This is a genomic window from Pseudomonas sp. B414, assembly GCF_055408445.1.
On the sequence record NZ_JBUZTQ010000007.1, the window covers coordinates 195,046 to 212,724 of the forward strand.

General features: G+C 56.5%; 13 protein-coding genes and 1 pseudogene. 12 read left to right on the plus strand and 2 right to left on the minus strand.

What is annotated here, in order from left to right; genetic code table 11:
- Nucleotides 1-7 precede the first annotated feature (7 nt).
- The gene (gene ybaK, locus ACZRMH_RS09075) at nt 8-478 is read right to left on the minus strand and encodes a Cys-tRNA(Pro) deacylase (protein WP_464013130.1); all 471 of its coding nucleotides are present in this window, start codon (nt 476-478) and stop codon (nt 8-10) included.
- 370 nt (nt 479-848) lie between these two features.
- Between ybaK and ACZRMH_RS09080 the strand changes: the two genes are divergently transcribed.
- The 12 genes and pseudogenes from ACZRMH_RS09080 to ACZRMH_RS09135 all read left to right on the plus strand — a co-directional run.
- Nucleotides 849-1,700, plus strand: a complete 852-nt coding sequence (locus tag ACZRMH_RS09080; RefSeq protein WP_464013131.1) for an MIP/aquaporin family protein — start codon at nt 849-851, stop codon at nt 1,698-1,700.
- 89 nt (nt 1,701-1,789) lie between these two features.
- Nucleotides 1,790-3,295 (plus strand): glycerol kinase GlpK, encoded by a 1,506-nt coding sequence (glpK, locus tag ACZRMH_RS09085; RefSeq protein ID WP_464013132.1) that lies wholly within the window; start codon nt 1,790-1,792, stop codon nt 3,293-3,295.
- Between the two features lie 124 nt (nt 3,296-3,419).
- The gene (locus ACZRMH_RS09090; protein ID WP_019823558.1) at nt 3,420-4,175 is read left to right on the plus strand and encodes a DeoR family transcriptional regulator; all 756 of its coding nucleotides are present in this window, start codon (nt 3,420-3,422) and stop codon (nt 4,173-4,175) included.
- Between the two features lie 287 nt (nt 4,176-4,462).
- Nucleotides 4,463-6,001, plus strand: coding sequence for a glycerol-3-phosphate dehydrogenase (gene glpD / locus ACZRMH_RS09095; protein ID WP_464013133.1), 1,539 nt, complete (start codon nt 4,463-4,465; stop codon nt 5,999-6,001).
- A gap of 386 nt (nt 6,002-6,387) precedes the next feature.
- A complete protein-coding gene (locus ACZRMH_RS09100) occupies nt 6,388-7,317 on the plus strand; it encodes a glutamate/aspartate ABC transporter substrate-binding protein (RefSeq protein ID WP_464013134.1) in 930 nt (309 codons plus the stop codon).
- 204 nt (nt 7,318-7,521) lie between these two features.
- Complete coding sequence (locus ACZRMH_RS09105; protein WP_464013135.1) at nt 7,522-8,268, plus strand: amino acid ABC transporter permease; 747 nt, start codon at nt 7,522-7,524, stop codon at nt 8,266-8,268.
- Nucleotides 8,268-8,942: an amino acid ABC transporter permease gene (locus ACZRMH_RS09110; RefSeq protein WP_019823564.1), complete on the plus strand. Its 675-nt coding sequence runs from the start codon at nt 8,268-8,270 to the stop codon at nt 8,940-8,942. The genes ACZRMH_RS09105 and ACZRMH_RS09110 overlap by 1 nt, the downstream gene beginning before the upstream one ends.
- Nucleotides 8,939-9,673: an amino acid ABC transporter ATP-binding protein gene (locus ACZRMH_RS09115; protein WP_464013136.1), complete on the plus strand. Its 735-nt coding sequence runs from the start codon at nt 8,939-8,941 to the stop codon at nt 9,671-9,673. Before ACZRMH_RS09110 ends, ACZRMH_RS09115 begins: the two co-directional genes overlap by 4 nt.
- A 170-nt stretch (nt 9,674-9,843) precedes the next feature.
- The gene (aauS, locus tag ACZRMH_RS09120; RefSeq protein WP_464013137.1) at nt 9,844-11,748 is read left to right on the plus strand and encodes a two-component sensor histidine kinase AauS; all 1,905 of its coding nucleotides are present in this window, start codon (nt 9,844-9,846) and stop codon (nt 11,746-11,748) included.
- A complete protein-coding gene (aauR, locus tag ACZRMH_RS09125) occupies nt 11,745-13,070 on the plus strand; it encodes a two-component response regulator AauR (RefSeq protein ID WP_464013138.1) in 1,326 nt (441 codons plus the stop codon). Before aauS ends, aauR begins: the two co-directional genes overlap by 4 nt.
- Before the next feature lie 8 nt (nt 13,071-13,078).
- A complete protein-coding gene (locus ACZRMH_RS09130) occupies nt 13,079-13,405 on the plus strand; it encodes a GlpM family protein (RefSeq protein WP_169844883.1) in 327 nt (108 codons plus the stop codon).
- Nucleotides 13,406-13,472: 67 nt separating this feature from the next.
- Nucleotides 13,473-13,571 (plus strand): annotated as a pseudogene (locus ACZRMH_RS09135) (helix-turn-helix domain-containing protein); the annotation flags it as partial.
- 69 nt (nt 13,572-13,640) lie between these two features.
- Here the strand turns inward: ACZRMH_RS09135 and ACZRMH_RS09140 are convergent.
- A complete protein-coding gene (locus ACZRMH_RS09140; RefSeq protein WP_464013139.1) occupies nt 13,641-17,669 on the minus strand; it encodes a Tc toxin subunit A-related protein in 4,029 nt (1,342 codons plus the stop codon).
- Nucleotides 17,670-17,679: the final 10 nt, after the last annotated feature.

Consider the following 17,679-nt stretch of genomic DNA (forward strand, 5'->3'; position numbering starts at 1 on the left):
ACGGGGCTTATACTCTGCCCACCTCTGCAAACTTCGCCTGCGTGTGCTCTGCCAGCACCGCAGGCGCCAGTTCTACTTCCAGCCCGCGTCGTCCGGCGCTGACAAAAATACTCGCAAACCCCTCAGCACTTTTATCAATAAAAGTGCGCAGGCGCTTCTTCTGCCCCAACGGGCTGATCCCGCCCAGCAAATAACCTGTGGAACGCTGAGCCGCTGCCGGGTCCGCCATTTCGACTTTTTTCACCCCCGCAGCCTGTGCCAGCGCTTTCAAATCAAGACTTCCGACGACCGGTACAACTGCGACCAATAACTCGCCCTTTTCACTGCTGGCCAATAGCGTCTTGAACACTTGTGCAGGCTCCAGGCCAAGCTTCTCTGCGGCCTCCAGGCCGTAGGATGCCGCCTTGGGGTCGTGTTCATAGCTGTGTACCCGATGTTCGGCGCGAACTTTTTTCAGCAGGTCCAGTGCAGGCGTCATGACAGCTCCAGTCTTGAAGGGGATAAACGAATCCGATGGCCGATTTTAGGCTATCAGTCAGCAAAAAGGCGCTGAAACAAGGGTTCTGCGCCCAGCTTTTAGCTGAAACGTTACATTCACTCCTCTCAATTTGTAGTCTTTGTTTACATAAAAACCAATACCAAAGCACCAGTGAGGAGTCAGAATGTGAATACCCGTTCACTTTCGACCTTTGACAGCAGTGTTTCTTGTCTATATTTTTTCGAATCTGAATATACTCATACGACTTTGCCTGACCTTACTAAACGTGGATACACATTTCCCGGTTCAGACCAAGACGCACTGCCACCCTGATTGACGACGTCAAAAAACAACAATAACGAGGTTTAACATGTCGACTGCATCGCAGCACCCAACACTTTCAGGCCAGTGCCTGGCCGAATTTCTCGGCACCGCACTATTGATCTTCTTCGGCACCGGTTGTGTCGCGGCCCTCAAGGTCGCGGGCGCCAGTTTTGGCTTATGGGAAATCAGCATCATCTGGGGCATCGGTGTGAGCATGGCGATTTACCTGACGGCAGGCGTTTCCGGCGCACATCTGAACCCGGCTGTCAGCATTGCACTGTGCCTGTTCACCGACTTCGAAAAGCGCAAACTGCCTTTCTATATCCTTGCCCAGGTCGCTGGCGCCTTCTGTGCCGCCGCGTTGGTTTACACGCTCTATAGCAACCTGTTCTTCGATTACGAACAAGCCCATGAAATGGTTCGCGGCAGTCAGGCCAGCCTCGAACTGGCGTCAGTGTTCTCGACTTACCCGCACCCTTCGCTCACCACCCTGCAGGCCTTCCTCGTCGAAGTCGTGATTACTGCCATCCTCATGGGCGTGATCATGGCCCTGACCGACGACAAGAACGGCTTGCCACGTGGCGCTTTGGCCCCGTTGCTGATCGGTTTGCTGATTGCCGTGATTGGCAGCTCGATGGGCCCGCTGACCGGTTTTGCGATGAACCCTGCGCGTGATTTCGGGCCTAAGCTGATGACTTTTTTTGCGGGCTGGGGTGAAATCTCGTTCACTGGTGGACGCGATATTCCTTATTTTCTGATTCCAATTTTTGCACCCATTGTTGGCGCATGCTTGGGCGCAGCAATTTATCGCGGGCTGATTGCCCGCCATTTGCCTGATGTTGCTCCAGCTGCGGCAGAGACCCAGGCGGCAGAACAAGCGAAAACCCAGGCTTCCTGATATCGAATCATGAAACGGGGCGCATGAGACCAACTGCCCGTTACCTGTCTCGCGCCCGCAACCTCCCTCATTCTGCAAGGCACTTTCAAATGACCGACATTCAGAATAAGAACTACATCATTGCACTGGACCAAGGCACCACCAGTTCGCGAGCGATCATCTTCGATCGTGACGCCAACGTGGTGTGCACCGCCCAGCGCGAGTTTCAACAGCACTACCCGCAACCGGGCTGGGTTGAACACGACCCGATGGAGATTTTCGCCACCCAGAGTGCGGTCATGGTTGAGGCCCTGGCCCAGGCTGGCCTGCATCACGACCAGGTGGCCGCCATCGGCATCACCAACCAGCGTGAAACCACCGTGGTATGGGACAAGGACACCGGCCGCCCGATCTACAACGCTATCGTCTGGCAATGCCGTCGCAGTACCGAGATCTGCGAACAGCTCAAGCGCGACGGTCACGAGCAGTACATTGGTGACACCACAGGCCTGGTGACCGATCCGTACTTCTCCGGCACCAAATTGAAGTGGATCCTTGACCATGTCGAAGGCAGCCGCGAACGCGCGCGCAAAGGCGAGTTGCTGTTCGGCACCATCGACAGCTGGCTGATCTGGAAATTTACCGGCGGCAAAACCCACGTTACCGACTACACCAACGCCTCGCGCACCATGCTCTTCAACATCCACACTCTGGAGTGGGATGCCAAGATGCTGGAGGTGCTGGATATCCCGCGTGAAATGCTGCCTGAAGTGAAATCCTCTTCAGAAATCTACGGTCGCACCAAAAGCGGTATCGCCATTGGCGGTATTGCGGGCGACCAGCAAGCCGCTTTGTTTGGCCAAATGTGTGTAGAGCCCGGCCAGGCGAAAAACACCTACGGCACCGGCTGCTTCCTGCTAATGAACACTGGCGCCAAAGCCGTCAAGTCGACGCACGGCATGCTGACCACCATCGCCTGCGGCCCACGCGGCGAAGTGGCCTACGCACTGGAAGGCGCAGTCTTCAACGGCGGCTCTACGGTGCAATGGCTGCGCGACGAACTGAAGATCATCAATGACGCCCACGACACCGAATACTTTGCCAATAAGGTTAAAGACAGTAACGGCGTGTATCTGGTGCCAGCATTCACCGGCCTCGGCGCCCCTTACTGGGACCCGTATGCCCGTGGCGCATTGTTCGGCCTGACTCGCGGCGTACGCGTGGATCACATCATTCGTGCAGCGCTGGAGTCGATTGCCTACCAGACACGCGACGTGCTGGACGCCATGCAACAAGACTCGGGCGAGCGTCTCAAGGCCCTGCGCGTAGACGGTGGCGCCGTAGCCAACAACTTCCTGATGCAATTTCAGGCCGACATTCTCGGCACTCAGGTTGAGCGCCCGCAAATGCGTGAAACCACTGCTCTGGGTGCTGCCTACCTGGCCGGTCTGGCCTGCGGTTTCTGGGGCAGCCTGGATGAGCTGCGTGGCAAGGCGGTGATCGAGCGCGAGTTCGAACCCGCACTGGACGAAGTCAGCAAAGAGAAGCTCTATGCCGGCTGGAAAAAGGCCGTGAGCCGTACCCGTGACTGGGAACCCCACGAAGAAAGCAATTAACAACGAGCTATAACAACAGCGGGCGCCATAGGCGCCCGCTGTTGCTTGAGGCACCTGCGAGTAGCAGATGGCGCTTTCCTGCGGCATCATGGGCAAATTTGCTTCGCCGCCCAAAGGAAACTCCATGAATCTGCCTCCACGCCAACAGCAGATCCTCGAACTCGTCCGCGAGCGCGGGTATGTCAGCATCGAGGAAATGGCTCAGCTGTTCGTTGTCACGCCGCAGACTATTCGTCGCGACATCAACCAGTTGGCAGAAGCCGACCTGTTGCGCCGCTACCACGGCGGGGCCGCCTATGACTCCAGCGTTGAAAACACCGCCTACGCCATGCGCGCCGATCAGATGCGCGATGAAAAACGCCGGATTGGCGAAGCCATTGCTGCTCAAATTCCCGACCACGCCTCGATCTTCATCAATATCGGTACCACCACCGAGTCGATTGCCCGGGCGCTGCTCAACCACAACCACCTGAAGATCATCACCAATAACCTGCACGTGGCCTCGATCCTGAGCGCCAAGGATGACTTTGAAGTCCTGATTGCTGGCGGTAATGTTCGCCGCGATGGTGGCATCGTGGGTCAGGCCAGCGTCGACTTTATCAACCAGTTCAAGTTCGACTTCGCACTGGTGGGTATCAGTGGTATCGATTCAGACGGCAGCCTGCTGGACTTTGACTACCAGGAAGTACGCGTATCCCAGGCGATTATCGCCAATGCCCGACAAACCATCCTGGCAGCCGACTCCAGCAAGTTCGGCCGCAATGCGATGGTCCGCCTTGGCCCCATTACCCTGATTGATTGCCTGGTCACCGACCAGCCGCCCGTGCCGGAACTGGCGCAACTACTGGCCCAAAACAAGATTCGTCTGGAAGTGGTGTAACCACCACAGATATTGATGCTAGTTGGGTTTTTTGTGGGAGCGGGCTTGCTCGCGATGGCATCACCGCAATCTGACAGGTGAACCGCAGCGCCTGCATCGCGAGCAAGCCCGCTCCCACAGAATCAATACTCTCACGCTAAAATGTTCGAAATTCTTCCTTTCAATGCCCTTCGATGAGTTTTTTCAATCGAAGGGTGCTGGCTGTGCGCGCCTTTATCCGCTAATATTTTCGCAAATGAACATTAATGTTCGAATTCAAATATGCGTAAAGAACGCGAGGCCAACACATGCCCCTGACCACCTTGCCTGCCACTCCCCTCGCTGAGGTTTACGACGTTGCCGTTATTGGCGGCGGAATCAATGGCGTCGGGATTGCGGCAGACGCAGCCGGTCGCGGCCTCTCTGTGTTCCTTTGCGAAAAGGACGACCTGGCCAGCCACACCTCCTCAGCCAGCAGCAAGCTGATCCACGGTGGCCTGCGTTACCTGGAACATTACGAGTTCCGCCTGGTGCGCGAAGCCCTGGCCGAGCGCGAAGTGCTGTTGGCCAAAGCCCCGCATATCGTCAAACCCATGCGTTTTGTCTTGCCACACCGCCCGCACCTGCGCCCGGCGTGGATGATCCGTGCCGGGCTGTTCCTGTATGACCACCTGGGCAAGCGCGAAAAACTGGCCGGCTCCACCAGCCTCAAATTCGGTGCGGACAGCCCGCTGAAGGCTGAAATCACTAAAGGCTTTGAATACTCCGACTGCTGGGTGGATGACGCCCGCCTTGTAGTACTCAATGCCATGGCCGCACGGGAAAAAGGCGCCCACGTCCACACCCAGACCCGCTGCGTCGGCGCGCGTCGTAACAAAGGGCTGTGGGAATTGAATCTGGAACGCGCTGATGGCAGCCTGTTTTCCATTCGCAGCAAAGCCCTGGTCAATGCGGCCGGCCCTTGGGTCGCCAAGTTCATCAAGGACGACCTGAAGCTGGACTCGCCTTACGGCATCCGCCTGATCCAGGGCAGCCACCTGATCGTCCCCAAGCTGTATGACGCGCCGAATGCATTTATTCTGCAGAACGAAGACCAGCGGATTGTGTTCACCATTCCGTATATGGATCAGTTCACCATCATCGGTACTACCGACCGCGAGTACACCGGTGACCCGGCCAAGGTCAGCATTACCGAAGAAGAAACCGACTACCTGTTGAATGTGGTCAATGCCCACTTCAAGCAGCAAGTAAGCCGCAGCGATATCCTGCGCACCTACTCAGGCGTGCGCCCGCTGTGTAATGACGAGTCCGATAACCCTTCGGCAGTGACCCGTGATTACACCCTGGCATTGTCCGGCGTACCGGGCGAAGCGCCGCTGCTGTCGGTATTTGGCGGCAAGCTGACCACCTACCGCAAACTGGCCGAATCGGCCATGGCGCAGCTGACACCGTTCTTCACCCAGATCAAGCCAAGCTGGACCGCCAGCGCGACCCTCCCCGGCGGCGAAGACATGACCACGCCAAAAGCCCTCAGCGCAGCCCTTGTAAGCAAGTACAGCTGGCTGGATGCCGCGATTGCCAAACGCTGGGCAATCACCTATGGCAACCGCTCGTGGAGCTTGCTGGAGGGTGCACAAGGCCTGAGCGATCTGGGCGAGCATATCGGCAGCGGCCTCTATAGCCGTGAAGTCGATTACTTGTGCAGCCAGGAATGGGCGCTGGAAGCACAGGACGTCCTGTGGCGCCGCACCAAGCTGGGCCTGTTCACCACCGCTGAAGAACAAGCGCACCTGGCCAGCTACATGGCCACCCTGAACCTCAAGCACCGCAAGGTGCAAGCAGCCTAAGGCTCAACTCGCACCCTGATGGCAGCCTGCTCTCCTTACTGTGGGAGCGGGCTTGCTCGCGATTGGGGCGCCTCGGTTCAACTGAAAAAACCATTGCCTGAATCGCAGGCAAGCACGTCACCACCCCCTCCCCTTATTCGGTTTTCCGAACGCTCTCACCCTCAATGATTCGGCTTTCCGGGCACTAGCATGCCTGACACCCACCAAAACAAAACAACAAAACCTTTATATACAAAGACTTAAGCTTAAATTGCGTGTCTGGCACGACTCATGCTCTACACTCTAAGCCGAATGCTTAAACAGAGCGTTTAGCCTGTTGAGACGTTCGAAGTACAAAAGGGCCCACAAACGGGCTCAATAAAAAAAACAATGTCGAGGAAACATCGATGCGCATCGTTCCGCAACTTTTGGGCGCAGCAATTGCTGCAGCTCTGATTAGCACTCCAGTTTTTGCAGCCGAATTGACCGGCACACTGAAGAAAATCAAAGAATCCGGCACCATCACCCTTGGGCATCGTGACTCCTCCATTCCGTTCTCCTACATCGCGGACGCTTCCGGCAAGCCGGTTGGCTACTCCCATGATGTACAACTGGCTATCGTTGAAGGGCTGAAAAAACAGCTCGACATGCCGGACCTGAAGGTCAAGTACAACCTCGTTACCTCCCAGACCCGTATCCCGCTGGTGCAGAACGGCACCGTTGACGTTGAATGTGGTTCCACCACCAACAACGTTGAACGCCAACAGCAAGTCGACTTCTCGGTCGGCATCTTCGAGATCGGTACGCGTCTGCTGTCCAAAAAGGACTCGCCTTACAAGGACTTCGCTGACCTGAAAGGCAAAAACGTGGTGACTACTGCAGGTACCACTTCCGAGCGCATCCTCAAGGCAATGAACGCCGACAAGCAGATGGGCATGAACGTGATCTCGGCAAAAGACCACGGTGAAGCCTTCAACATGCTTGAGTCGGGCCGTGCTGTTGCTTTCATGATGGACGACGCCCTGCTGGCCGGCGAAATGGCCAAGGCTAAAAAGCCAGCTGACTGGGCCGTTACCGGCACTCCACAGTCGTACGAAATCTACGGCTGCATGCTGCGCAAAGGCGACCCGGACTTCAAGAAAGCCGTGGATGACGCCATCGTTGCCTACTACAAGTCGGGCAAGATCAACGACACCTACAAAACCTGGTTCGAGTCGCCTATTCCACCAAAAGGCCTGAACCTGATGTTCCCGATGAGCGATGAGCTCAAGGCACTGATTGCCACCCCGACCGACAAGGCCGCTGACGAAAAACCGGCAGAAGAAAAGAAATCCTGATTTCTGGCCTTCGCTACTCCCGTGCGTAAGCAATTACGCACGGGAGGTTGTCGAGCAACTTTGTACCAAGCTTCTGATTGCATTAGAGAGCACTCGAACCGCTGGTTATCGAGCGGGTTTTGTGTGCCCGGCGACCCTGTCGGGTGAGAACGGATTCCCTGAAGCAAGTGCTTGTTTATAGACCCACCTGAGGGGAGACCCTGCATGAATTACAACTGGGACTGGAGCGTGTTCTTCAAGTCCACCGGCGTAGGCAGCGAGACGTATCTCGACTGGTTTATTTCCGGCCTGGGCTGGACCATCGCTATCGCTGTTGTCGCCTGGATTGTCGCGTTGATCCTGGGTTCGCTGCTGGGTGTCATGCGCACACTGCCGAACCGTTTTATCGCCGGCATCGCCACGGTTTACGTGGAAATCTTCCGTAACGTACCACTGCTGGTGCAGCTGTTTATCTGGTACTTCCTGGTCCCCGATCTGCTGCCGCCTGATCTGCAGGAGTGGTACAAGCAAGACCTCAACCCGACCACCTCGGCTTACCTGAGCGTTGTCGTGTGCCTGGGCCTGTTTACCGCTGCCCGTGTGTGCGAGCAAGTGCGCACCGGTATCGAAGCACTGCCGCGAGGCCAGGAAGCTGCCGCCCGCGCCATGGGCTTCAGCATGGCGCAGATCTACTGGAACGTGCTGCTGCCACAGGCCTACCGCATCATCATTCCACCACTCACCTCCGAATTCCTCAACGTGTTCAAGAACTCGTCCGTGGCTTCGTTGATCGGTTTGATGGAGCTGCTGGCACAAACCAAACAGACGGCCGAATTTTCCGCCAACCTGTTTGAAGCCTTCACCCTGGCCACACTGATCTACTTCACCCTGAACATGAGCCTGATGCTGTTGATGCGCATGATCGAGAAGAAAGTAGCAGTACCCGGCCTGATGTCTCTGGGGGGCAAATAATGGACTTCTTCGATTTCAGCGGGATTGTCCCCGCCCTGCCGGGCCTGTGGAACGGCATGATCATGACCTTGAAGCTCATGGTCATGGGTGTTGTCGGCGGCGTGGCCCTGGGCACCGTGCTGGCATTGATGCGTTTGTCGTCAAGCAAGTGGATGGCCAACCTGGCCGGCGCTTACGTGAACTACTTCCGCTCGATCCCGCTGCTGCTGGTGATCACCTGGTTCTACCTGGCCGTACCTTTTGTACTGCGCTGGATCACCGGCAAGGACACCCCGATCGGGGCCTTTGAGTCGTGCCTGGTCGCGTTCGTGATGTTTGAAGCGGCCTACTTCTGCGAAATCGTTCGAGCTGGCGTACAGGCCATTCCGAAAGGCCAGATGGGTGCAGCCAAGGCTCTGGGCATGAGCTATGGCCAGGCCATGCGCCTGATCATCCTGCCCCAGGCCTTTCGCAAAATGACCCCGTTGCTGCTGCAACAGAGCATTATCCTGTTCCAGGACACCTCGCTGGTTTACACCGTGGGCCTGGTGGACTTCCTCAATGCCTCGCGTTCCAGTGGCGACATCATCGGCCGCTCCAATGAGTTCCTGATCTTCGCCGGTCTGGTGTATTTCATCATCAGCTTTTCCGCCTCGCTGCTGGTCAAGCGTCTGCAAAAAAGGTTTGCCGTATGATCTCGATCAAGAACATCAACAAGTGGTACGGGGACTTCCAGGTACTGACCGATTGCAGTACCGAAGTCAAAAAAGGCGAAGTGGTCGTAGTCTGTGGCCCTTCGGGCTCGGGCAAGTCGACCCTGATCAAGTGCGTCAACGCCCTTGAACCGTTCCAGAAAGGCGACATCGTGGTCGACGGCACATCCATTGCCGATCCGAAGACCAACCTGCCAAAACTGCGCTCGCGGGTTGGCATGGTGTTCCAGCACTTTGAACTGTTTCCGCACATGACCATCACCGAAAACCTGACCATCGCCCAGGTCAAGGTACTGGGTCGCAGCAAGGCCGAAGCCACCAAAAAAGGCCTCGAACTGCTGGAGCGCGTAGGTCTGTCGGCCCATGCCCACAAGCACCCTGGCCAGCTTTCCGGTGGTCAGCAGCAGCGTGTGGCCATCGCTCGCGCACTGGCCATGGACCCGATCGTCATGCTGTTTGACGAGCCGACCTCGGCACTCGACCCGGAAATGGTCAACGAAGTACTCGACGTAATGGTGCAACTGGCCAACGAAGGCATGACCATGATGTGCGTTACCCACGAAATGGGTTTTGCGCGCAAGGTGGCCAACCGGGTGATCTTTATGGACCAAGGCAAAATCGTCGAAGACTGTGAGAAAGAAGAGTTTTTCGGTGACGTAACCGCCCGCTCCGAGCGTGCCCAGCACTTCCTTGCCAAAATCCTGCAGCACTAAAAACCCGCACCGCCTGCAGGGAAAGGTAACTCCCTGTGGGAGCGGGCTTGCTCGCGATGCAGACGACGCGGTCTATCTGAAAGACCGCAGAGCTGCCATCGCGAGCAAGCCCGCTCCCACTCCAGACCTGCGCTTGCCCGAGTTTCAGTGGTTGACCCAAGGCATCTGTGATGAAATGCGACCCCACTCTTTATCGCGGTGCTCCGCCCTCACTTGCCGTGAAACCTCGTCTGCTTCGCCATTTCCTGCTGCCGTTGCTGATCATCCTGTTGACGATCGGCCTGGGCTACGCGGGCTATCGCATCAGTGAACACTTTGGTATTCGCACCCTTAGCGAAACCGGCGAACGCCAGCTTGAACTGCATGCCCGTACCGTCGAGAGCGAACTGGGTAAATACACCTACCTGCCCAGCCTGCTGGAGCTGGAGTCCAGTGTTTCGCAATTGCTGGCCGACCCGACCGTGCAGAACCGGGTTACCGTCAATCAATACCTCGAAGGCCTCAACCGCCGCAGCCGCAGCCGGGCCATCTATGTACTCGACACCACTGGCCGGGTAATGGCCACCAGCAACTGGCGGGATACCGACAGTTATCTGGGCGAGGACCTGTCATTTCGCGCCTACTTCCAGGACGCCGTGCGCGGTCAGCCAGGGCGTTTTTACGGGATAGGCAGTACCAATGGCGAGCCGGGCTACTACCTGGCTCACGGCCTCGAAGAGCAGGGCAAGATCATTGGTGTCGCCGTAATCAAGGTCCGCCTGGAAGCCCTTGAAGAGCGCTGGCAACGCGCCCGCCTCGAAGCCTATGTCAGTGACGAGAACGGCATCATTATTCTGTCCAGCGACCCGTCCCGGCGACTCAAGTCAATTCGCCCGCTCAGCCCCGACACCAAAGAAAAACTGGCACGCAGCCTTCAATACTACTGGTGGCCGCTAAATGAGCTGGAACCGCTGGAACGCGAAACCCTGGCCGAAGGGGTAGAAAAAGTCACCTTCGCCAACAATAACCAAGTCGTCACCGACCAGGATCAAGTCAGCTACCTGGCGCAAAGCCGCCGGCTCAATGACACCCCTTGGGACATTACCCTGCTCACCCCGCTGCAAGACCTGCGCCGTGAAGCGGCCAATCAGGGGATGCTGGTAGCGGTGGCCTTTGCCTTGCTGGCCTTTTTGCTGATTGCCTGGAATGAGCGACGCAAAGTCGTTGCCACCCGCCTCGCCGCACGCGAAGCCCTGCAAGAGGCCAATAACCAGCTCGAACGCAAGATCACCGAGCGCACCACCCACCTGCGGGCCAGCAACGAACGGCTCAAAGGCCAGATCCGTGAGCGGCGCCAGGCTGAAGACACGCTGCGCCGGGCCCAGGACGAACTGGTCCAGGCAGGCAAGCTGGCGGCCATCGGGCAAATGTCCACCAGCATTGCCCATGAACTCAACCAGCCGCTGGCCGCCTTGCGCACGCTGTCGGGCAATACCGTGCGTTTTCTTGAGCGCGGCGACCTCAAAGTCGCGGCAGCCAACCTTGGCACCATCAACAATCTGGTCGACCGTATGGGTCGCATCACGGCCAACCTGCGCTCGTTTGCCCGGCGTGGTGACGACCATGGCCAGGCCAGTCTGGGCAAGGCCGTCGACGCGGCACTGCAACTGCTTGCCAGCCGCCTGGATGAATCAGGCGTGCAACTGCATCGCGAAATCAGTGATGTGGACCTCAAGATTGATCAAACCCGCCTGGAGCAGATTCTGGTCAACCTTGTTGGCAACGCCCTGGACGCCATGCAGGGCCAGCCAATCCCGCCGCAGCTATGGCTCACGGGCGAATTCGCTGAAGATAAATACCGCCTGCGTGTGCGTGATAACGGCCCCGGCATCGAGCCCGAAGCCCGCAAGCATCTGTTTGAACCGTTCTTCACCACCAAACCCGGCGAACAGGGCCTGGGCCTGGGCCTGACCTTGTCGGCCAGCCTCGCGGCAGCCGCGGGTGGTAACCTCAGCGTCGAGTTCCCGGTGATTGGTGGTGTCGCATTTGTCCTTCTTTTACCGCTGGTACAACCCGCCAAGGCCGAGCCGATATGAATAACGACCTGACCGTCCTGATTGTTGAAGACGACCCCCATGTCCTGCTCGGATGCCAACAGGCGCTGGCACTCGAAGATATCCGCAGCGAAGGCGTCAGCAGCGCCGAACAGGCCCTGGCGCTGGTAGGCGACAACTTCCCCGGCATCGTTATCAGTGACATCCGCCTGCCCGGGATGGATGGCCTTGAGTTGCTTAAGCATCTCAAGGCCCGCGACCGCAGCCTGCCAGTGGTACTGATTACCGGGCATGGCGATATCTCCATGGCCGTGGGCGCCATGCGTGACGGCGCCTATGACTTTATGGAAAAACCCTTTTCCCCGGAGCGTCTGGTCGATGTTGCGCGTCGCGCCCTGGAGCAACGCAGCCTGGCGCGAGAAGTCTGGTCACTACGCCGCCAATTGGCCGAGCGCGACTCGCTGGAGGGGCGGATTATCGGACGCTCGCCAGCCATGCAGCAATTGCGCGAATTGATCGCCAACGTCGCCGACACCTCGGCGAACGTGTTGATTGAAGGCGAAACCGGCACCGGCAAAGAGCTGGTCGCCCGCTGCCTGCACGACTTCAGCAGGCGCCAGCCCCAGCAGTTTGTCGCCCTTAACTGCGGCGGTCTGCCTGAGAACCTGTTTGAAAGCGAAATTTTCGGCCACGAAGCCAATGCCTTCACCGGCGCTGGCAAACGCCGCATCGGCAAAATCGAACACGCCCACGGCGGTACGCTATTTCTCGACGAAGTCGAAAGCATGCCACTTAACCTGCAAATCAAGCTGCTGCGAGTGTTGCAAGAGCGCACGCTGGAACGCCTGGGCTCCAACCAGAGCATCGATGTGGATTGCCGGGTAATCGCAGCCACCAAGTCCGATCTCGATCAACTGAGCAAGGCCAGCCAGTTTCGCAGTGACCTGTATTACCGCCTGAACGTAGTCACTCTTGAGTTGCCACCGTTACGCGAACGCCGCGAAGATATCCTGCAACTATTCGAGTACTTCCTGCAGCAATCGTCCCTGCGCTTCGACCGCACAGCGCCGGAACTGGACAACCAGACCCTGTCCAGCCTGATGAGCCATGACTGGCCCGGCAACGTGCGGGAGCTGCGCAACGTGGCCGAGCGTTTTGCCCTGGGCCTGCCGGCATTCAAAAAGCCGGGCAGCAACGCAGCACAGGGGCTGGGGTTTTCCGAGGCGGTTGAAGCCTTCGAGCGCAATTTGCTTAACGATGCCCTGCAACGCAGTGGCGGCAACCTGACCCAGGCCAGCCTGGAGCTGGGCATGGCCAAGACCACACTGTTCGACAAAGTCAAAAAATACGGGCTCACACACTGATGGATCTGATTCTGAAAGCGGCTTTGGGCGCGGGGGTGGTGATCATTCTGGCGATGCTGGCCAAGACCAAAAACTACTACATTGCAGGCCTTGTCCCACTGTTTCCAACCTTTGCCTTGATCGCCCATTACATCGTCGGCAAAGGGCGATCGGTGGACGACCTGAAAACCACCATTGTCTTCGGCATGTGGTCGATCATCCCCTACTTTGTTTACCTTGCCGCGCTGTATGTACTGGTCGACCGCATGCGCCTTGAAGCGTCATTGGCGCTGGCCGCCGTAGCCTGGTTGATGGCTGCGACGGTACTGGTCAGCGTGTGGGTGCGCTTGCACTGATACCTTGGGAGCTGGCTTGCCTGCGATGCAGGCGCTGCGATGCATCTGATGCCATCGAACCCAGAGGGTACAGACCGCTGCCGCGCAACTGATCGGCATTTCAGAACGCAGTTTCGGGTACCGCCTGAAAAAGCTCGATGTCCATGTTGATATAATCGCCAGGTAAAAAAATGTAGCCACTGACACTGCTGTGCCAGTGGCTACAAAGTTACATCCCCCCCTTTTTTTTATACGGTTAACGAATCGTGTAACTGATATGCAAAATAACATCGCTCAAACTAAGCAACATCGCCTTCTGGCTGCTGCTGGCATGTGGAAACACCAGTGAAAACGTACCTGTTTCAATCGGCACACCTTCAAACGGCAGGTATTTGCCATCATTGAAGTCCAGCTGGAATTGCCCACTGTCATCTAGACCATGGGATATCGCCACGGCCTTGCAACCATCGGCCAACGGGCTGTTGCTCTGATAACGCAACAGGGCTTTCACGTTTTCATAGGGCCCCAGCAAAGCCGGCAGCGACACGCTGAGGGTCTTGATCAGACGGCTACTGCCCAGGTTAAGGCTCGATGGGTAGTCACCCTGGATGTTCATGTCTGCAAGCGTGAAGGTCATGCTCAAGTTGTTGTCGCCATCCATCGCCACCTCGACCTTGGGTTGGGCATTGTCAGGGTCCACAATGACCGGGCTGTCGGGCGTCAGTAGTTGTTTGACCCTGTCGATCAGCAGTGGGGATAGGGAGCGTAATGAAGCCGTTTTACGCACTTCGAGCGCACGTTTATCCCAGCTCAAATAAGCAGCCTCCATCTGCTGCAGGCTCAGCAACAGACTTTCGCCCGCAAGCAGGCCTTGATGCTGGTCACTCCAGTTGCCGGGGCGCAGGTAATTACGCGCGTCCTGGGTTTCCCAGCGCAAGCTGGTCTGTGTCTGAGTGCACATCGAGGACACCGTATCGTAGAGCTGGTAATACAGTGTGGACAGGCGCGCAGCCTGCCAGTTGAACAGGGCCTTGCCAGTAAAGCGGGTGCTGAGCATTTCCAGCACCACATCGTTATGGGCCAGTTCCAGCTCAGTTTGCTCACGTTGTTTTGTGGCCATCTTTATCTGCTCATTGAGAGCCGCGATCTGGGCTGTAATCACATCGCCTTCACGCCGAGCCTGATCACGCTGCAAGTCCCAGTCTTGATGCCGGCGACGGTATTGTTCGGAGATATCCACCTTAGATGCTTCGCCCTGCATGATATCTGAGGCCAGGCGCAGCACATCACTGCTTGCATCCACCACGCTCCCGAGCTTGCCCCAACCTGCGCCCGCCATGGCAAAACCAATCCCGCCCCCAGCCATGGCCATTGTCGGCAGGGTATTAAGCCCTCCGGCAACGAGCCGCAGGACACCCGCAGTGCCATCGATGTAGGCCGCATCACTGCGCAAGTCCATTGCATGCTGCTCACGTTCGGAGATGTTTTCCTGGAACAACGCATCAAAGTGCTCTTGACGTGCCAGGGCGGTTGCCTGACTGCCTTCCAGCCCGGCCTTGGTATGTTCCAACGAGGCCAGATTGTGCGTATGCGCTTCCCCCATCAGGGCCAGCAAACCGCCCTGCTGGGTTTGTTGCAGCACGCTCAGGGCATCGGCGTCTCGACGCTCTAATACGCCCTGCAAATTAGCGCCAAACTGGATCACCTGCTGCACGGCATTACGGGTACGCTCCAGCAACACCATAAAGCGTTGCGGCCACAGCGCTTGGGCAACCCCCACCTGCATACCGCCCGCACTGTCGCCGGACTGTCGCGCCAGTTGCAGCGAGCGAGGGTCCGTTGGAGTCTCAAACAATGCCAGCGACAATGGCTGACCATCGATAGACAGGTGACGACGCAGGTTGTAAAGACGTGCTTCAAAGCGGTCCCAATAGGCCAGCACTGCGGTATCTACCGGAGGCTGAAACGGTCTGCTAACTACATCGACTTGCCGCACCGAGCCTGGTGCCAACAATACTGACGTCTCCTCGACCAGGTCCTCAAGTTCCAACAACCGTGTGTTGTAGGTAGAGCTGGCAACCTCCAGCGTCGGCGCATTCCAGGCCAGCGCCAGCGGAATAACCGGGCGTTTACCCAGCATCTGCAAGGCCTGTACGTACCACATTTTGGCCTCGCTCAAACTGTCGCGGGTTTGCTGGCGATACAATTGGTCACCTCGGGCCATCAACAGTTCCAGCCCACGCAAAAAGACTGCCAATTTGTAGTGCGTGGGATCGGCGGCTGCGATGACGTCCGGATCATCGGTATCGACCGCAGACGACGTCAACAAGGTATCTGCCTCCTGGAGCGGCCGGACATTCCAGTAGCGCGTGTGCGTACCGGCCATTTGCAGCTCACCGCTAGAGTTTCGATAACCCGCCGGGTCGAAAATACGCTTGAACCAGAATTCGGCTTCATCAAAACGCTGTTCTGCCAGCAGGCGGTTGGCGATCAGCAAAGGGACGTGGAAGAACAACTCCCAAGTATAGAGCCCGACCCCCCCTTGAAAACTGAGTTTTCGAGAAATATTTTCGCCGGCCCATCCATTCGGATCAATATTGGTCTGCTGCACATCCCATGACAACAGGGCCTGCACGCCTTCCAGCGCTTTTTGTTCCAGCAGTGGTCCGGCCAGCGAGGTGAGTACGTACTCACTTTTGTTGCCGGGCTTGGTGTACAGCATTTGTGTACGGCCTGCAGTCTTATGGGCGGTAGGAATCCACAATTCATACCCAGGGTTGAGGTTAGTTAACTTTGTAGGAGTGCTAGGCGCACTTCTTTGCAGAGGTATCGTCTCGACTCTGGATGACATTGTCAGGCGCACAGAATATGAATGTTCTTTACAAAAGTCAGCGAATAACAATTGAGTTTCAAACTCATAAATCTTCGCCTGGGATGTAGCAATCACAGTTCTCTCGTAACGCACCCACCCCATCATAGTTATAATAATTTTGAAAGTCTTGGTGAAAAACATATTCGATGCTATTCTTGCTGACAGAACCAGATTTTTATTTTTTTCAGAAAACACTAACGTATCAAAATAAGCGATTCCATCACCCACAGAATGCAGAAATTCATAGTTACTCGTAACACCGGGCGTTGCTGCCGCCGTGCCAGGCACATACATGAGTGGTTGCCGCACCGGAATATCATAATAGTCCTGAAATACCTTGTTACGATAAATAAAATCCATTGCCAACCCTACTCCTGGCGAATTAGTCATGTGCATATTTTTACTGAAAAGGTACAGAGCATGTTCCTCAGTAGTTTTAATAAACACACCCAGTTCAGGTTGGCTATTTGGTACAGAACTGCGCACTACCGCGGCAAATACATCCGTGGCACTATCGGCAATTGGGTAATTTAGGATACTCCATTGACCGCTGGGCCGCAGGGTGGCTATCTGCAGTTCATGCGATATGATCACATTAGTGCTGGCGTTTTTGTCTGCCGTAATGCCACTGGTGAATTGATGCACGCACAACACATGCAGCCGATTAGCAAAAAACACGATTGATGGTGTGGTACCTGGTATCGGCTGCAAAGGCGCATCAATCTTCAGCCACTCACTCCAGAAGGCCGGATTGCGGACTTTCCCATTTGTGCCAGTATCCGTGTAATTAGCCCGGCGCCAGTAGTATTCACCATAGGTTCCGAGGATGCTGCCGCAGAAATACGTCACGCCCATCTCTATGGCCGATTCAACCTGATAAGCATTGTCATAACGAATATCAAGTACTGTGCGCAGGCTACTGACGTACTGGGTAAAGGCTTGTTCAACACGCTCTTCAGTTATACGGCCCTGGTTGATTGCAGACTCCAGTTCCTTGAACAATTGCGTTTTGTTGTAACGCAATTCAGGATCTATATAACTGGCCGGATAGTGCACTAGCCGCTGTAGACCGGCCCAGTTGGCATAGCGTTTATTGTAAGTATCCCAACGACTGAAATAACCGTTACTATTCGAAGCAGCCTGCATGGCAGCCTGGTTTGTATTGGGTTCCAACTGCTCGTGACAGCGGTGCAAATACAACTGGGTACTGGCCACGGCTTCAGCTATACGGCTGGTCTTGATCTGGCCCGATACCCCCGGATCCAGCAACAGGTATTCATACAGATCCTCGGCAGTCGTTATTTTCACCGCCAGGGTTCCAAGGTTTCGAGTGGGGATCACATATTTCAGGTAATACGGTACAAGAGCATTACGCCGGGATTCATTCAGGCCGGCCACCAGTTTTTCGTTCATGACGTTATCT